13 protein-coding genes and 5 pseudogenes are annotated in these 19,952 nt (G+C 71.1%); 3 read left to right on the top strand and 15 right to left on the bottom strand.

Translation table 11 applies throughout. The annotated features are described in order from the left end of the window. Positions 1 to 67: 67 nt before the first annotated feature. Positions 68 to 1,069: a type I glyceraldehyde-3-phosphate dehydrogenase gene (gene gap, locus ABTV91_RS15825; RefSeq protein WP_433852275.1), complete on the bottom strand. Its 1,002-nt coding sequence runs from the start codon at positions 1,067 to 1,069 to the stop codon at positions 68 to 70. Between the two features lie 243 nt (positions 1,070 to 1,312). On the opposite strand from gap, the gene ABTV91_RS15830 reads away from it, so the two are divergent. Together ABTV91_RS15830 and ABTV91_RS15835 are read left to right on the top strand one after the other, a co-directional pair. Further along, entirely contained in the window at positions 1,313 to 1,957 is a 645-nt protein-coding gene (locus ABTV91_RS15830; RefSeq protein ID WP_433852276.1) for an OmpW/AlkL family protein, read from the top strand. 141 nt (positions 1,958 to 2,098) lie between these two features. Further along, positions 2,099 to 2,935: a S1/P1 nuclease gene (locus tag ABTV91_RS15835; RefSeq protein ID WP_433852277.1), complete on the top strand. Its 837-nt coding sequence runs from the start codon at positions 2,099 to 2,101 to the stop codon at positions 2,933 to 2,935. Between the two features lie 239 nt (positions 2,936 to 3,174). Here the strand turns inward: ABTV91_RS15835 and ABTV91_RS15840 are convergent, their stop codons facing one another. From ABTV91_RS15840 to ABTV91_RS15850, 3 genes are read right to left on the bottom strand one after another with little or no spacing between them, the layout of a single operon-like run. Further along, a complete protein-coding gene (locus ABTV91_RS15840; RefSeq protein ID WP_433852278.1) occupies positions 3,175 to 3,771 on the bottom strand; it encodes a hypothetical protein in 597 nt (198 codons plus the stop codon). Beyond that, entirely contained in the window at positions 3,771 to 5,363 is a 1,593-nt protein-coding gene (locus tag ABTV91_RS15845; protein WP_433852279.1) for a TonB family protein, read from the bottom strand. The genes ABTV91_RS15840 and ABTV91_RS15845 overlap by 1 nt, the downstream gene beginning before the upstream one ends. Continuing rightward, complete coding sequence (locus ABTV91_RS15850; RefSeq protein ID WP_433852280.1) at positions 5,350 to 5,724, bottom strand: BlaI/MecI/CopY family transcriptional regulator; 375 nt, start codon at positions 5,722 to 5,724, stop codon at positions 5,350 to 5,352. The genes ABTV91_RS15845 and ABTV91_RS15850 overlap by 14 nt, the downstream gene beginning before the upstream one ends. A gap of 119 nt (positions 5,725 to 5,843) precedes the next feature. Between ABTV91_RS15850 and ABTV91_RS15855 the strand changes: the two are divergent. Then, positions 5,844 to 7,790, top strand: a pseudogene (locus ABTV91_RS15855) (acetyl-CoA hydrolase/transferase C-terminal domain-containing protein); the annotation flags it as partial. A 23-nt stretch (positions 7,791 to 7,813) separates the two neighbouring features. Here ABTV91_RS15855 and ABTV91_RS15860 read toward each other — a convergent pair. The 11 genes and pseudogenes from ABTV91_RS15860 to ABTV91_RS15910 all read right to left on the bottom strand — a co-directional run bounded on the left by ABTV91_RS15860 (position 7,814) and on the right by ABTV91_RS15910 (position 19,887). Continuing rightward, positions 7,814 to 8,182 (bottom strand): VOC family protein, encoded by a 369-nt coding sequence (locus ABTV91_RS15860; RefSeq protein ID WP_433852281.1) that lies wholly within the window; start codon positions 8,180 to 8,182, stop codon positions 7,814 to 7,816. Positions 8,183 to 8,202: 20 nt separating this feature from the next. Then, positions 8,203 to 8,583, bottom strand: coding sequence for a VOC family protein (locus tag ABTV91_RS15865; RefSeq protein ID WP_433852282.1), 381 nt, complete (start codon positions 8,581 to 8,583; stop codon positions 8,203 to 8,205). 279 nt (positions 8,584 to 8,862) lie between these two features. Continuing rightward, positions 8,863 to 10,869 (bottom strand): transketolase, encoded by a 2,007-nt coding sequence (gene tkt, locus ABTV91_RS15870; protein WP_433852283.1) that lies wholly within the window; start codon positions 10,867 to 10,869, stop codon positions 8,863 to 8,865. A gap of 170 nt (positions 10,870 to 11,039) precedes the next feature. Further along, positions 11,040 to 12,362 carry a dicarboxylate/amino acid:cation symporter gene (locus ABTV91_RS15875; protein WP_433852284.1) on the bottom strand — a complete coding sequence of 441 codons (1,323 nt, stop codon included), beginning with the start codon at positions 12,360 to 12,362 and terminating at the stop codon, positions 11,040 to 11,042. Between the two features lie 575 nt (positions 12,363 to 12,937). Beyond that, on the bottom strand, positions 12,938 to 13,816 hold the full coding sequence (locus ABTV91_RS15880; RefSeq protein ID WP_433852285.1) for a hypothetical protein: 879 nt from the start codon (positions 13,814 to 13,816) through the stop codon (positions 12,938 to 12,940). Positions 13,817 to 13,879: 63 nt separating this feature from the next. Beyond that, entirely contained in the window at positions 13,880 to 14,683 is an 804-nt protein-coding gene (locus ABTV91_RS15885) for a BatD family protein (protein ID WP_433852286.1), read from the bottom strand. Beyond that, a pseudogene (locus ABTV91_RS15890) lies at positions 14,680 to 16,464 on the bottom strand (tetratricopeptide repeat protein). Before ABTV91_RS15890 ends, ABTV91_RS15885 begins: the two are co-directional and overlap by 4 nt. Continuing rightward, a pseudogene (locus ABTV91_RS15895) lies at positions 16,443 to 17,434 on the bottom strand (vWA domain-containing protein). The pseudogenes ABTV91_RS15890 and ABTV91_RS15895 overlap by 22 nt, the downstream one beginning before the upstream one ends. Continuing rightward, a pseudogene (locus ABTV91_RS15900) lies at positions 17,434 to 17,894 on the bottom strand (DUF4381 domain-containing protein). Before ABTV91_RS15900 ends, ABTV91_RS15895 begins: the two co-directional pseudogenes overlap by 1 nt. Further along, positions 17,891 to 18,763: pseudogene (locus tag ABTV91_RS15905) on the bottom strand (DUF58 domain-containing protein). The pseudogenes ABTV91_RS15900 and ABTV91_RS15905 overlap by 4 nt, the downstream one beginning before the upstream one ends. Before the next feature lie 113 nt (positions 18,764 to 18,876). Continuing rightward, a complete protein-coding gene (locus ABTV91_RS15910) occupies positions 18,877 to 19,887 on the bottom strand; it encodes an AAA family ATPase (protein WP_433852287.1) in 1,011 nt (336 codons plus the stop codon). Positions 19,888 to 19,952 lie beyond the last annotated feature (65 nt).

Genomic DNA, 19,952 nt, shown 5'->3' on the forward strand with positions numbered 1-19,952 from the left:
GGCGAGACGCAAAAAAGAAGGGCGCCTTTCCGGCGCCCTTCTTTCATGCGACCACGATGCGGACCGGTCAGGCCGCGACCACGCGCACCATTTCCAGGCACTTGTTGGAGTAGCCCCACTCGTTGTCGTACCAGCTGACCAGCTTGACGAAGGTGGAGTCCAGCGCGATGCCGGCTTCGGCGTCGAACACCGAGGTGTGGGTCTCGCCGCGGAAGTCGGTGGCCACCACCTTGTCCTCGGTGTAGCCCAGCACGCCCTTCAGCGCGCCTTCGCTCTGCGCCTTCACTTCGGCGCAGATCTCGGCGTAGGTGGCTTCCTTTTCCAGCTCGACGGTCAGGTCGACCACCGACACGTCCGAGGTCGGCACGCGGAAGCTCATGCCGGTGAGCTTCTTGTTGAGTTCCGGGATCACCACGCCCACGGCCTTGGCCGCGCCGGTGGAGGACGGAATGATGTTCTCCAGGATGCCGCGGCCGCCGCGCCAGTCCTTGTTGGACGGGCCGTCGACGGTCTTCTGGGTGGCGGTGGCGGCGTGCACGGTGGTCATCAGGCCGCGCTTGATGCCCCACTTGTCGTTGATCACCTTGGCCAGCGGCGCCAGGCAGTTGGTGGTGCACGAGGCGTTGGAAATGATGGCCTGGCCGGCGTAGGTCTTGTCGTTGACGCCGAACACGAACATCGGCGTGTCGTCCTTGGACGGGGCCGACATGATCACCTTCTTCGCGCCGGCGTCGATGTGCTTCTGCGCCGCTTCCTTGGTCAGGAACAGGCCGGTGGACTCGATCACGACGTCAACGCCCACTTCGTCCCACTTCAGGTTGGCCGGGTCGCGCTCCTGGGTCAGGCGGATCTTCCTGCCGTTGACCAGCAGGTGGCCGCCCTCGATGGCGACGTCGGCCTTGAAACGGCCGTGCACGGAGTCGTACTTGAGCATGTAGGCCAGGTAGTCCGGCTCGAGCAGATCGTTGATGGCCACGATCTCGATGTCGTTGCCGAAGTTCAACACCGCCGAGCGCAGCACGTTGCGCCCGATGCGACCGAAACCGTTGATGCCGACCTTGATTGCCATGTTCACGAACTCCTGCGGCCGCAGACCGCTGCGGCGGGGGTGGAAGGGGACCGGCATTGTAGCAGCCGGGCCCGCCGGGCTGGCCTGAGGGCCCGCACGCCGCGCATGACCAAAGCGGTGGCCGCCACGAGGCAAAACCATGAACGCCCCGTGAGCACAGACGTGCGTTTGATCCGGATCAAGGCGGACACCGGGCACGCGGCGGAGACTGGCCGCAACCTCACCAAGCAATGGAAACGCACCATGCGCAAGACCCCCGCCCTGCTGCTGTCCGGCCTCGCCGCCGCCCTGGTCCTGGCCGCCTCCCCCGCCATGGCGCAGTCCAAGGGCGACTGGACCCTGGGCGTCGGCGTGCACAACGTCGATCCCAAATCCAGCGCCGGCGATCTCGACGGCTCGGCCCTGGGCCTGGGCGCGCTGCCGGCCAAGGTGGACAACAGCGTGCGTCCGACCGTGACGTTCGAATACTTCGTCGCCGACAACGTGGGCGTGGAAGTGCTGGCCGCGCTGCCGTTCCAGCACGACGTCAGCATCGACGGCGTGGGCACCGTGGGCCGCACCAAGCAGCTGCCGCCGGTGGTCTCGCTGCAGTACCACTTCGCCAACAGCAGCAAGGTCACCCCGTTCGTCGGCCTGGGCGTGAACTACACCAAGTTCTTCAGCACCGACAGCAAGGGCGCGCTGCAGGGCACCCGGCTCAAGCTGGAAGACTCGTGGGGCCTGGCCGCGCACGCCGGCCTGGACTTCGCGCTGACCGACAAGGACGCGCTGCGCGTGGACCTGCGCTGGGCCGACATCGACACCAAGGTCAAGGTGAACGGCCACAAGCTGGGCACCGCCAACATCGATCCGCTGGTATACGGCGTGGCCTACGTGCGCACGTTCTGATCCGGCCTTCCCCCGGTACCGCGGGGGAAGGATGTTCCCAGGGCCTGTTCATGGCCCGCCGCGAGCCAAGCGTGGCGGGATCATGGCAGGCCCGCCACTTTCGGCACATGGTGCGGGCGATGCCGCCGCTAGAATGCGGCGATGAAATTCTCCACCCGTGTTCCCGTCCTCTTTTCCGGCCTCGCCCTGGCCGTGACCGCCCTGCTTCCGGCCCCCGCCTCTGCCTGGGGCGCGCAGGGCCACCGACTGGTCGCGCGCATCGCCGAAACACGCCTGGACCCCGCCGCGAAAGCGGAAGTGCAGCGCCTGCTCGCCACCGAGCCCGGCGCCACCCTGGCCAGCATCGCGCCCTGGGCCGACCAGCTGCGCGCCGAGGATCCCGACCTGGGCAAGCGTTCGGCCGGCTGGCACTACGTCAACATGGCCGAGGACGGCTGCGCCTACGACCCGCCAAAGCATTGCCGCGACGGCGACTGCGTGATCGAAGCGCTGAAGGCGCAGAGCGCGCGCCTGGCCGACCGCGGCCTCTCCGACGCCGAGCGCCTGCAGGCGCTCAAGTTCGTCGTGCACCTGGCCGGCGACCTGCACCAGCCCATGCACGCCGGCTACGGCCACGACAAGGGCGGCAATACCTACCAGCTGCAGTTCAACGAACGCGGCACCAACCTGCATTCGCTGTGGGACAGCGGCATGTTCTACGCCCTGCAGCTGGACGACGACCCGTTCCTGCAGCGCCTGCAGGCGCTGCCCGCTCCCGCGGGCATCGTCGCGCCGCAGCTGCAGCGCGATGCGGCACGCTGGGCCGAACAGAGCTGCCGCATCGCCACGCGCGAGGGCGTCTACCCGGCCAACCGCAAGGTCGGCCAGGCCTACGCCGACACCTGGCGCCCGGTGGCCGAAGCGCAGCTGCGCCTGGCCGGCGAACGGCTGGCTACGCTGTTGAACGAACTGCTGGATACGGCGCCGAAGCAACACTGACCGGCAGATGGTGCCGCGTTGCCGGAAGGTCCGTGCCGGGCAAGCCCGGCACCTACGGGCGATCCCGCAACCTCGCACTCCGTAGATGCGCGGCTCGCCTCGCATGCGGTCTTCCCGGCGAAGCCCGTGCCGGGCAAGCCCGGCACCTACAGGCGTTTCCGCAACCTCGCACTCCGTAGGTGCGAGGCTCGCCTCGCATGCGGCCTTCCCGGCGAACCCGTGCCGGGCAAGCCCGGCACCTACGGCTGCGGCGGCTTGCCGAGCTGCACGCGCGCCTGCCCCTGCACGATCTCGAAGGTGAACGCATAGGGCAGCGTCACCGGCACTTCTTCCACCTTCGCGGCGCCGGTGCAGTCGTCCGGCGCGGCCGGCAACGAGCCGGGGCCGAAGTGGCAGATCGCCGCGGGCGCGAAGCGCCATTGCCGCACGGCATCTCCCGCGGCCTGCAGCAGGTATCCATTGTCCGCGTCGTTGCCGGCACCGCATTGACTGTGCGCCAGCAACGGGAAGCTGCGCTGCACCTGCCCCTGCGCATCGACGACGACGTTCAGGCACACCGTCACCGGCGGCAGCGATTGCCGCCCCTGCAGGGTCGGCAGCTCCGGCAATGGCGCATGCACCGGTTCGGGCATGCGGAAGCCTTCGCGCGCCGAAAGTTCATACGGCTGTATCTCCCCGCCCTGCCCACCCTCGCGCTCCGGTGCCAGCAGGCGCTGGCCGACGTTGTAGCTGCTGTCCGCAGCATCTTCGGTGACGGCGGGACGCGTCGCGCAACCGGTCGCCGCCAACAGCAGGCACAGCGCACACAACGGAACCGTTGCCGGCTGGTGCCGCATCAGGAAGCGCCTCCCTCGGTCGTGGTGGTCGTTTCGTCCATCGCGAAACGCACCGGCACGCGCACCTTGCCGGCGACGGCCTTGCCATCCTTGTAGGCCGGAACGAACTTCCACTCACGGGCTGCTTCCATCGCCGCCTCATCCAGGTCGGCATGCCCCGAACTGCGGTCGACCACGATGCCGGCGGCCGTGCCATCGGCGGCCACCTCGACCTTCAGCACCACCTCGCCGGTGTGCATGCTCGGCGGATAACGCGGCGGCGACATCTCGGCGAAGCCGACCGTGCTGGCCGGCGCATCCGCCGGTTCCACGCCGGCGCGTGCCTGTAACGCAGGCGCAGGCACGTCCTGCGCCGGACGCGCCTGCGCGCCGGAATCGGCGACGACCGCTTCCATCCGGAACAACGAGCCGCCGTCCTTCGTGCCGACCTGGATGCTGGCCGCGCGGCCGATCATCACCACCAGCGCCGGCGTGGCGACGATCTGGCCGCCTTCGCGCAGCGTGCCCGACAGCGCGACCTTGTCCGCATCCAGCGGCCGCACCTCGAACTCGCCTTCCCACCGGCGGCCGGCGGCCGTCTCCATCGAGAAGGCGAACGGCGTGCCCGCCTGCCCGCGCATCTCGAAACCGCGCGCTTCGCCGTCGACATCCAGCTGCAGCTTCACGCTGTAGTAGGCGGCATCGGCGACGGCTGTCTCCATCCGCGCCGGCTGCGCCGCCCATGCCGCGCAGCCCAGTCCCGCCGACAGTGCTGCCGCCAGCAGCACCATCGCGAACCACTGCCTCTTCCCGGGTACCGGACGCTTCAACATGGCGATACGTTCCTTTAGCGGATGCTGGTCCTGCCAGTGGCACCCCACCGGCAGGGGCGACAGCGCCAGCCCGGTCTTGAGCATGGCGGTGCCATAGCTGCGACGCGCGCCGCCGCTGCGGGCGATGACACGTTCGTCGCAGGAAAATTCCTGGTCCTCGCGGCAGCGGCGCGACGCCAGCGGCAGCAGCGGGTTGAACCAGTACAGGCACTGCATCGCGGCCAGCAACGCGTTGACGACGATATCGCCGCGGCGCAGGTGCACCTGCTCATGCAGCAGCACAAGCTGCCGCTCCCGTGCGGTGTAGCGCCGCTCGAAATCCGCCGGCAGAACGATTCGTGGCCGCCACAGGCCGACGACTGCCGGCAGTCCGGCAGCACCGCGCGCCTGCCACAGGCCATCGTCGCGGCGCCGCAGCGTTCCCAGACCACGAACGAAACGATGCTGCTGGCGCAGCAGCCATGCCATCGTCAGCAGCGCACCCGCCAGCCAGATTCCGCCCAGCACCGATACCCACGGCAGCATCAAGGTGCCTTGAACAACCGCACGGGTGGCCACCGGCATCGCCGCGCTGATGGCCGTCATCGGCAGTACCGCGACGCGCGGCGCCGGCAACAGCACCGCACCCCATGCCACCGGGACCGCCAGCCACAACAGGTAGGCCGCGCTGGCGCCCAGCCGGCGCCGCACTGCACCGCGCAGCAGCAGCACCACGGCCATCGCCGCGCTGCTGGCCAGCGTGGTCGCCAGCAAGGCCTGCATGAACTCAGGGCTGATCATCGTCGAGCTCCTCCAGCAATCTGCGCAGTTCGGCCACGTCGTCGCGGCTCAGCTTCCGGTGCTGGCTGAAGTGCGCCACCAGCGGCGCGACGCGGCCGTCGAACAGGCGTTCGAGCAGGCTGCTGCTCTCCTCCAGCAGCCACGCGTCGCGCTGCACCTGCGGCGCGTACAGGTAACGGCGCCCTTCCTTCGCCGCACTGATCGCGCCCTTGTTGAGCAGGCGGTTGAGCAGGGTCTTTACGGTGGCTTCGGCCCAGTCGTTGCGGCCGGCCAGGCGCGCCATCACGTCCTCGGCGGCCAACGGATGCGCCTCCCACAGGATCTCCATCACCACCGCTTCGGCTTCGCTGATCCGGATCATCGTTTACGCCCGTAATTTTTATCGATTACATTAGTAAACGAATCGGCTGTCAAGCGTCCCGACCACGGCTTCATCACCCGGATGCTGTAATGCCGGCTCCCCGCAACGACGCGCCCGCCATGCCCCACCACGTGACCGATCCCGATGCCGCCGCGGCGTGGCTGCTGGCCCACGTCGAGGGTCCGCTGCGCATCGGCGCGCCGCTGGCGCTGGGCAAGCCGCATCGCCTGCTCAACGCGCTCTACGCCCGCATCGAGAAGGATCCCGCGCGCCCGCTGCAGCTCTACACCGCGCTCTCGCTGGATCCGCCGCAGGCCAGCGGCAACGACCTGCAGGCGCGTTTCCTGCAGCCGTTCGTCGAACGCCATTTCGGCGCGGACTTCCCGCGCCTGGCCTACGCGCAGGCGGTGGCGCGCGACGCCCTGCCCGCGCACGTGCAGGTGGAGGAGTTCTACATGCAGTCCGGCGCCCTGCTCGGCTCCTCGCAGGCGCAGCGCGCCTATACCAGCCTCAACTACACCCAGGCCGCCGACGCGGTGGCGCAGCGCGCGCCGCACGCCATCGTGCAGAAGGTGGCGCGCCGCCAAGGCACTGCGCGGCTGTCGCTGTCGTGCAACAACGACATCACCCAGGACACGCTCGACGCCATCGCCGCGCGCGGCCTGCCGCGCCCGCTGCTGATCGCCGAGATCGACCCGGAACTGCCGTGGCTGGGCGGCACCGCGGCGGTGGAGGCGCAGTTCTTCGACCTGGTGGTCGACCCGCCCGGGCCGTACCCGAAACTCTTCGGCCTGCCGCGGCAACCGGTGAGCGATGCCGATTATGCCATCGGCCTGTACGCCAGCACGCTGGTGCGCGACGGCGGCACCCTGCAGATCGGCATCGGCGCGCTGGCCGACGCGCTCAGCCACGCGCTGGTGCTGCGCCATGCCGACAACGCCCGCTACCGGCAGGTGCTGCACGCGCTCGATCCCACCCTGGAGGACCATCCGCTGGTGCGCGAAGCCGGCGGACTGGAGCCGTTCGAGACCGGCCTGTACGGCTGCAGCGAGATGCTCAACGAAGGCTTCCGCAAGCTGGTGCAGAGTGGCGTGATCCGCCGCAAGGTACACGACGATCTCGCGCTGATGCAGCGCCTGGCCAACGGCAGCGCCTACACCGCCGACCATGCGCGGCTGGCCGAAGAAGGGCAATACCTGCATGGCGCGTTCTACCTCGGCTCGCCGGAGTTCTACGACTGGCTGCGGCACCTGCCCGAGGACGAATGCCGCGCCATCGGCATGCGCCGCATCAGCGAGATCAACCAGCTCTACGGCGGCGACGAGACGCTGGAGCGGCTGCAGCGCCGGCAGGCGCGCTTCTTCAACTCCTGCATGATGGCCACCGCGCTCGGCGCGGCGGTATCCGATGCGCTCGAGGACGGGCGCGTGGTGTCCGGCGTCGGCGGCCAGTACAACTTCGTCGCGATGGCCCACGCGCTGCCGGACGCGCGCAGCGTGCTGATGTTCCGCGCCGTGCGGGACGGCGCAGGCGGGGCGCGCTCCAACGTGCGCTGGAACTACGGGCACACCACCATTCCCCGCCACCTGCGCGACGTTTTCATCGACGAGTACGGCATCGCCGACCTGCGCGGCGTGACCGACGAGGAGTGCGTGATCGCCATGGCCGGCATCACCGACGCCGCCTTCCAGGCGCCGCTGCTGGAACAGGCGAAGGCGGCGAAGAAACTTGCCGGCGATTTCGCCGCACCGACGCGCTGGCAACGCAACCGCGCCGAGGTGCTTGCCGCCGCGCTGGCGCCGTTCCGTCGCGACGGCACCCTGCCCGACTATCCGCTGGGCAGCGATTTCACCCCGGTCGAACAGGACCTGCTGCGCGCCCTGACCTGGCTCAAGTCCCGCACCGGCAGTGCCGGCGGCAAGCTGCGCACCGTGCTCGCCGCCCTGCGCCAGCGCGCCGGCGACAACGACGCCATGTACCTGCAGCGCATGGGGCTGGAGCGGCCGGTTGGTCTCAGCGAGCGGCTCGACGCCCGCCTGCTGCGCCTGGCGCTGGCGCGCACCGCGGGGCCTGAACGGCGGCGCGCCGCTCAGGCGTCCGCGGCGGCCGGATCGTGCTGCAGGATGTTCACCAGCTTGCCGAACGGATCGCGCACGAAGAACCGGCGCACGCCCCAGGGTTCGTGCGCCGGCCCGTATTCGAGGGCGATGCCCGCGGCACGGATGCGGGCCAGCGCTTCGTCCAGGTCGTCCACTTCCACCGAAAGGTACGGTACCGGCGTTCCCGATCCGCCTTCGGTGGCGAAACTCACCTGCGTGGTCATGCGCGATGGTGCCGCGTAGGTGCGGATCCAGCCATGGTCCATGACCGGTTCCAGGCCGAGGATCGCGTGGTAGAACGCGTCGGTGGCATCGATCTGGTCGGTGCGGATGTTGGCGACGATGCGCTTCACTTTCATCGGATTCTCCACGGTGTGCGCTATTGCCCGGCCGGCGGCTCCCATAGTTCGACCTTGTTGCCCTCCGGGTCGATGACCCAGCCGAATTTTCCCTGCTCGGAGGTCTCGGTCCTGTCGACGACGTCGCAGCCCTCGGCACGCAACACCGGCAGCAGCGCATCCAGGTCGGCGACACGGAAGTTGACCATGAAGGACGCCGTACCTGGCGCCATGTAGGTCGTGTCGGCGGCGAACGGACTCCAGATCGTCATGCCCGGCGCGCTGCCCTCGCCGCCCCACCGGAACACCGCGCCGTTCCAGCCGGCGACCTCGAGCCCGAGATGATCGCGGTACCAGGCCGCCAGCGCGGTCGGGTCCTTCGCCTTGAAGAAGATGCCGCCGATACCGGTCACGCGCTTCATGATGCTTCTCCGGATGTGCCGCCCGCGACGGGGAGCGTGCGGCCGATGCTCGCATGCGGGCGGAGCCGGAGCCAATGGGCTTCGTCGTACCTGGACCCGCGCGCCAACGCCGGAGAACCCGCACGTAGGAGCGACTTCAGTCGCGAAAGGGCATCGCCGGGAAAGCCTCTTCGCGACTGAAGTCGCTCCTACGGGGTGCGGGACGCGCTTCCGCCGGAGAGGACCAAAGAAAAGGCCGGGAAATCCCGGCCTCTTCTCACCACGGAGCGATGCGGCGCATCACTTCGCCAGCTGCGCCTTCGCGGCGGCGACCACCGCCTCGGCGGTGATGCCGAAGTGCTGGTACAGCTTGTCGGCCGGGGCCGAGGCACCGAAGGTGTCCAAGCCGACCACGGCGCCGTCCAGGCCCACGTACTGGCGCCAGAAACCGGTGACGCCGGCTTCCACCGCCACGCGCGCGCGCACCGCGTTGGGCAGCACGGATTCGCGGTAGGCCGCGTCCTGGCGGTCGAACACGTTGGTGGACGGCATCGACACCACGCGGGTCTTGATGCCAGCCGCGTCCAGCTCGGCCTTGGCGGCCATGGCCAGGCCCACTTCCGAGCCGGTGCCGATCAGGATCACGTCCGGCGTGCCGGCGGCGTCGGCCAGCACATAGCCGCCGCGTTCGATCAGCCTGACCTGCTCGGCGCTGCGCTGCTGCGGCGCCAGGTTCTGGCGGCTGAAGATCAGGCAGCTCGGGTTGTCCCTGCGCAGGATCGCCGCCTTCCAGCTCACCGCCGACTCGGCGGCGTCGCACGGGCGCCACACGTCGTTGTTGGGGATGTAGCGCAGCGAAGCGATGTGCTCGACCGGCTGGTGGGTCGGGCCGTCTTCGCCCAGGCCGATGGAGTCGTGGGTGAACACGTGGATGACCTGCGCCGGGATCAGCGCGCTCATGCGCAGCGCGTTGCGGGCGTAGTCGCTGAACACCAGGAAGGTGGCGTCGAACGGCAGGAAGCCGCCGTGCAGGGCCAGGCCGTTGGCGATCGCGCTCATGCCGAACTCGCGCACGCCGTAGTGCACGTAGTTGGCCTGCGCGTCGTCGCCGACCACGGTGTGCGCGCCCTTCCACAGGGTCAGGTTGGAGCCGGCCAGGTCGGCCGAGCCGCCGACGATTTCCGGCAGCAGCGGCGCGAAGGCCTGGATGGCGTTCTGCGAGGCCTTGCGCGAGGCGATGTTCGGCGCTTCGGCCTGCACCTGGGCGATGTAGGCATCGGCCTGGGCGACGAAATCGGCCGGCAGTTCGCCGTGCGAACGGCGGGTCAGTTCTTCGGCCTCGGCCGGGAACTGCGCGGCGTACTTGTCGAACAGCTGCTCCCACTCGGCCTGGCGCAGGGTGCCGGTGCCGCCCGCGCGCCAGCCGGCGTAGATGTCCTCGGGAATCTCGAACGGGCCGTATTCCCAGCCCAGCGCCTTGCGGGTGGCTTCCAGCTCGTCCTTGCCCAGCGGCGCGCCGTGGCTGGATTCCTGGCCGGCCTTGTTCGGCGAACCAAAGCCAATGGTGGTCTTGCAGCAGATCAGGGTCGGCCTGTCGAACTGCGACAGCGCCGCGTCGATGCCGGCCTTGATGCTGTCCGGGTCATGGCCGTCGACGCCGCGCACCACGTTCCAGCCGTAGGACTCGAAACGCGCCGGGGTGTCGTCGGTGAACCAGCCTTCCACCTCGCCGTCGATGGAGATGTTGTTGTCGTCCCAGAAGCAGACCAGCTTGCCCAGGCCCCAGGTGCCGGCCAGCGAGGCGGCTTCGTGCGAGATGCCTTCCATCAGGCAGCCGTCGCCCATGAACACCCAGGTGCGGTGGTCGACGACTTCGAACTCGGGGCGGTTGTAGCGTTGCGCCAGCAGCTTTTCGGCCAGCGCGAAGCCCACGGCGTTGGCGAACCCCTGGCCCAGCGGGCCGGTGGTGGTCTCCACGCCCGGGGTTTCATGGCGCTCCGGGTGGCCGGCGGTCCTGCTGCCCAGCTGGCGGAAGGCCTTGAGCTGCTCGATCGGCAGGTCGTAGCCGCTCAGGTGCAGCAGCGCGTACTGCAGCATCGAGCCGTGGCCGTTGGACAGCACGAAGCGGTCGCGGTTGAACCACTTCGGGTTGTTCGGGTTGTGCCGGAGGTAGTCGTTCCAGAGCACTTCGGCGATGTCGGCCATGCCCATCGGCATGCCGGGGTGGCCGGAGTTGGCGGCTTGCACCGCATCGGCGGCGAGGAAACGGATGGCGTTCGCCAACTGGCGGCGGGAGGGCTGCGTCATGGTTCGTCGGGTCGGGAGGCTCCCGCGGAGCTGCGGGCGGCCTATTGTCCCACAGAGCACCGGGCAGGTCAGGCCATGTCCGCCTGCGGCAGAGGCAGGATCAGCCTGCTTCCGGAACGGCGAAGGCCGCCCGGAGGCGGCCTTCGTGCGGGTCCGGATTGCCGGCCGGCTCAGTGGTGGCCGGCGTTGTCCGCCACTTCCGGCACCTCGTCGTCGGCCACGCCGCTGCGGTGCGACACCACCACGGCGGTGGCCAGGTCGCCGGTGACGTTGAGCGAGGTGCGGCACATGTCCAGGAAGGTATTGACGCCCAGGATGATGCCGATGCCCTCGGGCTTGATGCCGATGATGCCGCAGATCATCGCGATCACCGGCAGCGAACCGGACGGAATGCCGGCGGTGCCGATGCCGCCGAGGATGCACAGCAGCAGCACCATCAGCTGCTGCGGCAGGCCCAGGTGCAGGCCGTAGACCTGCGCCAGGAACAGCACGGTGATGCCCTCGAACAGCGCGGTGCCATGGTGGTTGGCCGAGGCGCCGACGGTCAGCACGAAGCGGCTGACCTTGCGCGGCAGCTTCAGGTTCTCCTCGGCCACGCGCAGGGTCACCGGCAGGGTGGCCGACGAGGACGCGGTGGCGAAGGCGGTCAGCGTGGCTTCCTGGGTGCCGCGGAAGAAGCTGCGCGCCGACATGCCGCCCAGCAGGCGCACCCACAGCGGCAGCACGATGAAGCCATGGATGGCGATCGCCAGCAGCACGGTCACCACGAACCACAGCAGGCTCTGGATCACGTCCCAGCCCAGCCGCGCAGTCAGGTTGAACATGAAGGCGGCCACCGCGAACGGCGCCAGCTTGATGAACATGCCGATCAGGTGCATGCACACCTCGAACAGGCCCTGCACGGCGTTCTTGAACGCGGTGGTGCCGGCGGTCGGCTTCATCACCAGGCCGATGCCGATCATCAGCGCGAAGAACACGATGCCCAGCTTCTTGCTGTCGTCGCCCATGGCGTTGACGATGTTGTGCGGCACGATGTTGACCAGCAGGTCCATCAGCCGCAACTCGTTGCCCTTGCTGATGATCTCGCCGGTCTTGGCGCTGCTCATGGCCTGTTCGACCAGGGCCGGGTCCATGTGCGTGCCCGGCTGCAGCAGGTTGACGCAGAGCAGGCCGATGCCGACCGCCAGCGCGGTCACCACCGCGGTGTAGTTGAGCGTCTTCCAGCCCAGGCGGCCCAGCGAGGCGATGTCGCCCAGTTCGGCCACGCCCAGCACCAGCGCCGAGAACATCAGCGGCACCACCAGCATGAACAGCAGGTTGAGGAAGATCTGCCCGAACGGCTGGGTGACGTAGTCGATGGTGGTCGTCACCCAGGCCGCATCCGGCGCGACGGCGTGCGCGACCAGGCCCACGATCGTGCCCAGCATGAACCCGAGCAGCACTTTGATGTGCAGGGGCATGGAGGGCTTCCGGGGCGCGTGGGCGTGGGACATGCGGCGGTACTCGCGGGCGAAAGGTCGCGTAGCTTAACAAAAGCTGCACACCGCCCACCCCTGCCATATGGGCCAATGCGTCCGGGCCGGCGCGCTCCCATGGATGTGGGGCTTGTCCCGCATGGGGCCTTCCTGGTAAAGCCCGTGCCGGGCGAGCCCGGCACCTAGGAGGCCGATGGCCGGCCGTTCCCGCAACCTTCACCCGTGGATGCGGGCATGCCCCGCATGAAACCTTCCCGGTGAAGCCCATGCCGGGCAAGCCCGGCACCTACGCGGCCGACGGCCGGCCTCCGGAGATACGCCCGACACCTGCCCCTGTTCCCGCAACCTTCGCCGCCGGTAGATGCGGGGCGTGCCTCACATGAAACCTTCCCGGGAAAGCCCGTGCCGGGCGAGCCCGGCACCTACGCGGCCGATGGCCGACCTCCGGAGATACCGCCCGGCACCTGCCCCTGTTCCCGCAACCTTCGCCCCCGGTAGATGCAGGGCGTGCCTCACATGAAACCTTCCCGGGGAAGCCCGTGCCGGGCGAGCCCGGCACCTACGGCCGACGCGGGGCGTCCGGGGATTACCGCTCAGCGGATTTCGGACGTTCGGGATAGAGCGGTGGCAGCGGCGCCGCGGGTGTCGCCGCGTCCGTGCGCCATGCGGGCCCGCCGGCGAACGCGGCCCGCAGCGCGGCCCGTGCCTCGGTGCCGCTGCCGCCGCCCCAGCGCGCGCGCGCGCAGGGTGTCCAGCGCCTGGCGCTGCGTGGCGCTGTCCAGCCGCGCGCGCGGCCAGTTCGTCCAGGTCGGCGACCGCGGGACGGGCCATGCCGCGCAGCGCAGCGCCTGTTCGACGTCGTCGTCGAGATCGCCGGCGTCCAGCGCCCGGCGGAGGTCGGCCAGCGAATGGGTGGCCCCGGCGACGGCGCGCGGACGCGCCCCGTGTTCGGCCGTTGCCGGGCCGCGTCGCGCCGCGCGCGGCCGGGTCAGCGCCCAGACCAGCGTCGCCAGCCACAGCAGCCACAGCAGCGCGAACCCCGCGGCCAGCAGCGCCACAGGCGGCCCGGCACGCCGCGATCGTCCGGCAGCGCGATGGCGCGCCATCGGCGGCCGCCGGCACCGGCGTGGGGGGCGGCGGCGGCATCCGGCACCTGCGGCGGCGGCACCGCGCCGGCGCGGCCCGGCGCCACCGGCAGGCTCAGGTCGGGCAGCGCGGCGGTCCTGGCCTCGGCCCGAGCGCACGTCCCACCAGCGCATGCGCAGGCCGGGTACCGCCAGCGTGCCCGGCTGCTGCGGCACGATCGAATAGCGGCGCGTCAGCTTCAGCTGCGGCCCGCCGCCGTCGAAGGTCTCGTCGTACCGGGGCGGTTCGGCGAATACCTGGGCGGCGTCGCCGAGCGAGGGCACCGGCAGTTCCGGGAACTGCGCGCGCGTCGCGCCCACGGCGGTGGCCTCCACCTCGATGGTCACCGCCTCGCCGACCCGGGCGGCCTGCGGCGCGGCGGTGTAGCGCGTAGCGCAGGCGCAGGTCCTTCAGCGGCAGCCAGGGCTGCGGCGCGGCGTCGGGCACGGCACGCACCTGCAGGGTCTGGTCCGGCGCGCGCGCAGTGAGCGCGCCGTTGCCCCGGCCGAGGAAATCGTCGAACAGGCCGCCGACGCCGCGCCCCCGCTGAAGCGCGCGCCTTCCAGCCGCAGCGGGCCGCTGCGCTCGGGAATCAGCAGGAAGCGCCGTTCGACCACGTTGTAACGGCGGCCGCCGACCTCGCGCACCGAGGAACGGTCCTCGCCCACGCGCTGCAGCGCGCGCGACGCGCGCGGGCGTGGCCAGGTCCAGTTCGCCGGACGCCAGCTGGGTGGCGAAGTACAGCCGCACCACCACGCCCACGCTCTGCTGCACATAGGGCTGCGGGTCGTCGACCTCGGTTTCCACGAAGGCCACCGCATCGCCGGCGCGGCTGGCCACCGGCGCGGCCTCGACTCGACCGTCAACTGCAGGGGCGCGGTGCGCGCGGCGCCCCCCTGCAACGGCGGGACGACCAGCACGCCGCTGCGGCGCGGCGTGAGCACGACGCCGAACAGCGCGGCATTGCTGCTGATCCTGCCGTTGGCCATGCGCGCCTGCCGGCCGCTGCTGCGTCCACCCAGCGCGAAATCGGCCTGCAGCGGCGCGTAGTCCGGCGCCGCGCCGGTCTGGTCGGTCTCGATGGTGAGGGTGACCACCTCGCCTTCGGCGACATGGTCGCGGTCCAGCCATGCGCGGGTCTGCGCGTGCACGGCGCCGGCGCAGGCCAGCAGCCAGAACAGCCCCGCCATCAGGAAAACGCTTCGCCTGTTCATCGTCCTTCCCGCCTGCGCCGCTCGTATTCGAGCTGGAACTTCGCCTTCAACAACGCGCCCGGCTCGTCGGGCACGCGCTGCATCCATGCCTCGACCGCCTGCCGCCGCTCGCGTTCCTGCGGGCTCATCGCCGCCTGCGCCGCGCGTTTTCCGGCGTCGCCTTCGGCCTGCTGCTGCCGGCGCATCGCTTCGGCCATGCGTTCGCGCTGGGCCTGGTCGGCCTGCTGCTGGCCCTGGGCATCTTCCGCTTGCGGCGCTTGGCGCTGCGCGTCCGCCGACGGCTGGCCCTTGCCCTGTTCCGGCTGCGCGTTCTGCTGCCGGTCCTGCGCGGGCTGCCCCTGCTGCGACGGATCCTGCTGCGGTTCGTCCTGCGGCTGGCCCGGCGACTGCTGGCCGGGCGATGGCTTGCCCTGTTGCATGTCGGGCTTGCTCTGCTGGCCGCCCCCCTGCTGTCCCGGCGGCGGCCTGCGCCTGCGCGCGGCATCGACCGCGGCGCGGTTGGCCTTCGCGTCGGCCATGTCCGGCCGCCGCGCCAGGGCGCGATCATAGGCGTCGATCGCTTCGTCGTAGCGGCCCTGCCGCGCCAGCGCGTTGCCCAGGTTGTACCAGCCCTGTTCGTTGTCGATGCCCTCGAAGCGGCGCTGCGCGCCGGCGAAATCGCCCTTGCGGTAGGCTTCGACCCCTTCGGCAAGGCGCTGGTGGTCGCGCTGGTCGGCGCGCTGCCACCAGCCTCCGCCTTCGGCCGCATGCGCCGGCATGGCCAGCGGCAGGCACAGGCACAGCACGACGGCGGCCAGTGCCTGTCGGCGCCGCCGGAACGCCAGCAGCGCGACCAGCATCAGCGGCGGCAGCAGCCAGTAGCCCTCGTCCTGCCAGGTTCTCTCTGCGCCGCGGCCGGGACGATCGCCATCGGCCGTCCGCGGCTGCAGCACGTCCAGCGAGCGCAGGTCCGCGTCGGTGGCCGACAGCCGCGCGTAGCGGCCGCCGCCGGCGACGGCCAGCGCGCGCAGCGTGCCTTCGTCCAGCCGCGCCTGGCCGATCCGCCCTTCGCGATCGCGGTAGGCCGCGCCCACCGGCGTGCCCAGCCCCAGCGCCGACACCCGGTAACCGGCCGCGCGCAGGCGCACGGCCGCGGCGCTTGCCGCGGCGTCGGCATGGTCGCTGAGCAGAGGATCGTGCCGTCACGCGCGCTGGCCTGGTGCAGCAGGTCGCCGGCCCATTCCAGCGCCTTGTCCGCCCGCTGCCCGTCCACCGGCATGATGTCCGGCGCCAGCGCGTCGAGGAACAGCGCGACGTTGCCGGCATCGTCGGTGAGCGGCGCCACGGTGAAGGGTTCGTCCGCATAGGCCACCAGCGCCACCCCGCCGCCGCGGCGTTCGCGCAGCAGCGTGGCCAGCTTGGCCCGCGCCTGCAGCAACCGGCTCGGCGGCAGGTCCGACGCGGCGATGCGGCTGGACATGTCCAGCACCACGACCAGCGGCGTCTTCGATTCCCACAGCGGTTGTTCGACCTGGCGCCAGCTCGGCCCGGCCAGGGCCAGCACCGCCAGCAGCAGGCCGGCCAGCAGCAGCCCAGCCAGCCGCCGATGCCGCGCCGGCCGCGGCCCTCCAGCAGGTGCGGCAGCAGGTGCGCATCCACCGCGCTGCGCCAGTCGCGCCGCGCCGGCCCGGTACCAGCCGCCCAGCAGCGCGCGCCGGCAGCAGCAACAGCGCCCACAGCCAATCCGGGCGGATGAAATGCAGGCCGTTCCAGAAAGCGATCATCGGCGCCGCCCCGGCCACGCCAGCGCCAGCAGGCCCAGCAGCAACGCCACCGCCAGCGGCCAGGCATAACGCTCCAGCCGCGGACGCAGCGCCGGCCCGGCGCTGCGTACCGGTTCCAGCCGGTCCAGCTCCGCATAGATGCCGACCAGTTCGCCGGTGTCGCGGGCGCGGAAGAAGCGTCCGCCGGTGTCTCCGGCGATGCGCGCCAGCGTGTCCTCGTCGATCTGGTCCTCGCCGGGAACCTGCAGGCCGAACAGCGAGAACCCGCCGCTGCCGCCGAAGGCGATGGTATGCACGCGCACGCCTTCGGCCCTGGCCAGCTCGGCCGCCTTCAGCGGATCGAGCACGCCGGCGGTGTTGACGCCGTCGGTGAGCAGGATCAGCACGCGCTGGCCTTCGGGCTGTTCGCGCAGGCGCTTGACCGCCAGCGCGATGGCGTCGCCCAGCGCGGTCTCGCGTCCGGCCAGCCCGACCACGCTGTCGCGCAGCTGCGCGCGTACGCTGGCGCGGTCGCGGGTCAGCGGGGTCAGCGCATAGGCGCGCTGCCCGAACACCAGCAGGCCGATGCTGTCGCCTTCGCGGCGGTCGAGGAAGTCGGCCAGTACCGCCTTGGCCGCGGTGAGACGGTCCACCACGCGGCCGCCGAGCTGCATGTCGTCCTCGCTCATGCTGCCGGACAGGTCCACGGCCAGCATCATCTGCCGCGCCTGCCGCGGCGGTTCGACCGGCTCGCCGAGCTGCTGCGGACGCGCGGCCGCGGCGCACAGGCACAGCCAGCCAACCACAGCAACAGCGTGCGGGGAGAAAGGCCGCGCCGCTGCGTGGCGGTCACCTGCAACCGTGCCGGCGCCCAGGGCACCCGCAGCGCCGGGCCGCTGCCCGAGCGCAACGGCCACAATCCCATCAGCAGGGGCAGCGGCACGGCCAGCCACAGCCACGGCCAGGCGAACTCCGGCAGGCCGTTCAACAGCGCGTGCAGCCGCTCCATCACCGGCGCCGCTCCATCAGCTCCACGAAACGCCCGCGCGCCAGCGCGCAGGCGCGCGCGCGCCTGCGCCTCATCGACCTGGCGGCGAAAACCGCCATCGAGCAGCAGGCGGCCGTCGCCTTCGCTGAAATCGCGGCGCGCCTGTCCATCGAGGAATCGCAGCCAGTCCTCGCCCTGCAGCAGGGCCGCCTGCGGCGCGCGGCGCCGGGCGGCGCGGCGCAGCAGTTCGGAGGCCGCTCCCAGGCGCGCCGCCGCGCGGTCCGGTCGCGGCCGCCAGCCCGCCATCGAACAACGCGGACCAGCGTCGCCGCCGGCGCGCACGGCGTGCGCGCCGCGCAACGACCGCGATGACGACCAGCGCGACCGCGGCCAGCACCAGCCACCAGCCCGGCGCGGGCGGCCACCAGCCGGGAGCCGTGGGCAGGTGCACGTCACGCAGCGGCAGCGAGGTGGCGATCATGCGCCGGCCGCGCCCAGCCAGGCGTCGCTGGCCTCGTCGGTCGCCAGTACCTGCACCCGGATCCTGCGGCCCGGCAAGGCCTGGCACAGCGTCTGGACCGGCGCGACGAACGCCGCGTGCCACGCATCGCGTACCGCATCGGCCGACAGGTCGAATTCCATGCGTCCGCCCGCCGCCGCCACCGGCAGCAGGCAGTGCGGCGGCTGCATTTCCAGCGGATCGACCAGCAGCAGCAGGCGCACGTCCACGTGCATCGCCAGCGCCGACCAGGTGGCGGGCGCGACGGGCCAGGGCACTGGCCGGATCGGCCAGCACCAGCGCCCGCGCGCCCGGATGCAGCAGGCGCGTCGCGCGCTCCAGCGCGGACTGCAGGCCCGCGCCATCGGCGGACGGCGCGCGATACCAGCCAGCGCACCAGCGCATCGAGCACGCGCAGCACGCCGCGCATGCCGCCGGCGGGCGGCACCCAGCCCGTCCTCGCGCCCGCCGCACAGCGCCGCCACGCGGTCGCCATCGCGCAGCGCCGACCAGGCCGCGACCGCACCGGCCCGCGCGGCCTGCACCGACTTGAACCGCGTGCGGGTGCCGAAGTACAGCGCGGGCGCGGTATCGGCCACCACCAGCGTCAATCGTTCGCGTTCGGCCTGGAAGGTCTTGGTATGGGTGAAACCGGTGCGCGCGCTCAGCTTCCAGTCGATGTGGCGCGCGTCGTCGCCGGCCACGTACTCGCGCGACTCGGCGTATTCCATGCCGCGCCCGCGCTGCGCCGAGGTCGCGCGTGCGGCGACGCCGCGCTGCGCGCGACGCGGATCGCGCGCGCGCAATGCCGAGCGCCGCAATGCGATCAGTTCGGCCAGCGACGGGGCGATGCCCTCGGATGCGGGGAGCGGGGAATCGGAAACGGGGAACGACGCCCCGCCGCGGGCGGATGGCCCGGGAGATACCGCCCTTCCCTTCTCCCCCTTCCCGCTTCCCCGCTTCATCACGGCAACGGCACGCGGTCGAGCAGCGCCGCGACCAGGCGCTCGCCGTCCCAGCCTTCGGCGGCCGCTTCGTAGCTGGGCAGTATCCGGTGCCGCAGCACGTCCGGCGCGACCGTACGCACGTCGTCTGGCGTCACGTAGTCGCGCCCGGACAACCAGGCCTTGGCGCGCGCGCAGCGCTCCAGCGCGATGGACCCGCGCGGGCTCGCGCCCCAGGCGATGCGCCGCGCCAGCGACGCGTCGTAGGCCGACGCATCGCGCGAGGCCAGCACCAGCTCGACCAGATAGCGTTCCAGCTGCGGCGCCATGTGCAGTTCCAGCACCGCGCGCCGCGCCTGTTCGACCTGCTGCAGCGACAGCTTCTCCACGCGCGCCGGCACCGCATCCATTTCGCGCAGCGCACGCTCGCGCGCCAGCCGCAGGATCTCGGTTTCCGCGCTGGCATCCGGATAACCGATGCGCACGTGCATCAGGAAACGGTCCAGCTGCGCCTCGGGCAGCGGGAAGGTGCCTTCCTGCTCGATCGGGTTCTGCGTGGCCATGACCAGGAATACCGCCGGCAACGGGTAGGTCTTCCTGCCGACCGTCACCTGCCGTTCGCCCATCGCCTCCAGCAGCGCCGACTGCACCTTGGCCGGCGCGCGGTTGATCTCGTCGGCCAGCAGGATCGGATGGAACACGGGGCCCGGCTGGAACTCGAAGCGCCCTTCCTGCGGACGCCAGATGTCGGTGCCGGTCAGGTCGGCGGGCAGCAGGTCGGGCGTGAACTGGATACGCGCGAAGCTGGCGTCGACGCGCGAGGCCAGCGCGCGGATCGCGGTGGTCTTGGCCAGGCCAGGCGCGCCCTCCACCAGCAGATGGCCGTCGGCCAGCAGCGCGACCAGCAGGCGCTCGACCAGTACCGACTGGCCGACGATCTCGGTGGCCAGGGCATCGCGCAGGGCGATGAAGGCCGCATGCAGGCCGTTGTCGGTGGCCGGCGGTTCGGGCATGTGCGGGGGCAGGTTCATAGGCGCAGTTTGACCGATCCGCGATGAAATGGTTCATCGCGCGGCCCGCAACGGGAAAGGCCGCC

The sequence above is a fragment of the Stenotrophomonas nitritireducens genome (assembly GCF_050984405.1).
Lineage (GTDB): Bacteria > Pseudomonadota > Gammaproteobacteria > Xanthomonadales > Xanthomonadaceae > Stenotrophomonas > Stenotrophomonas nitritireducens_B.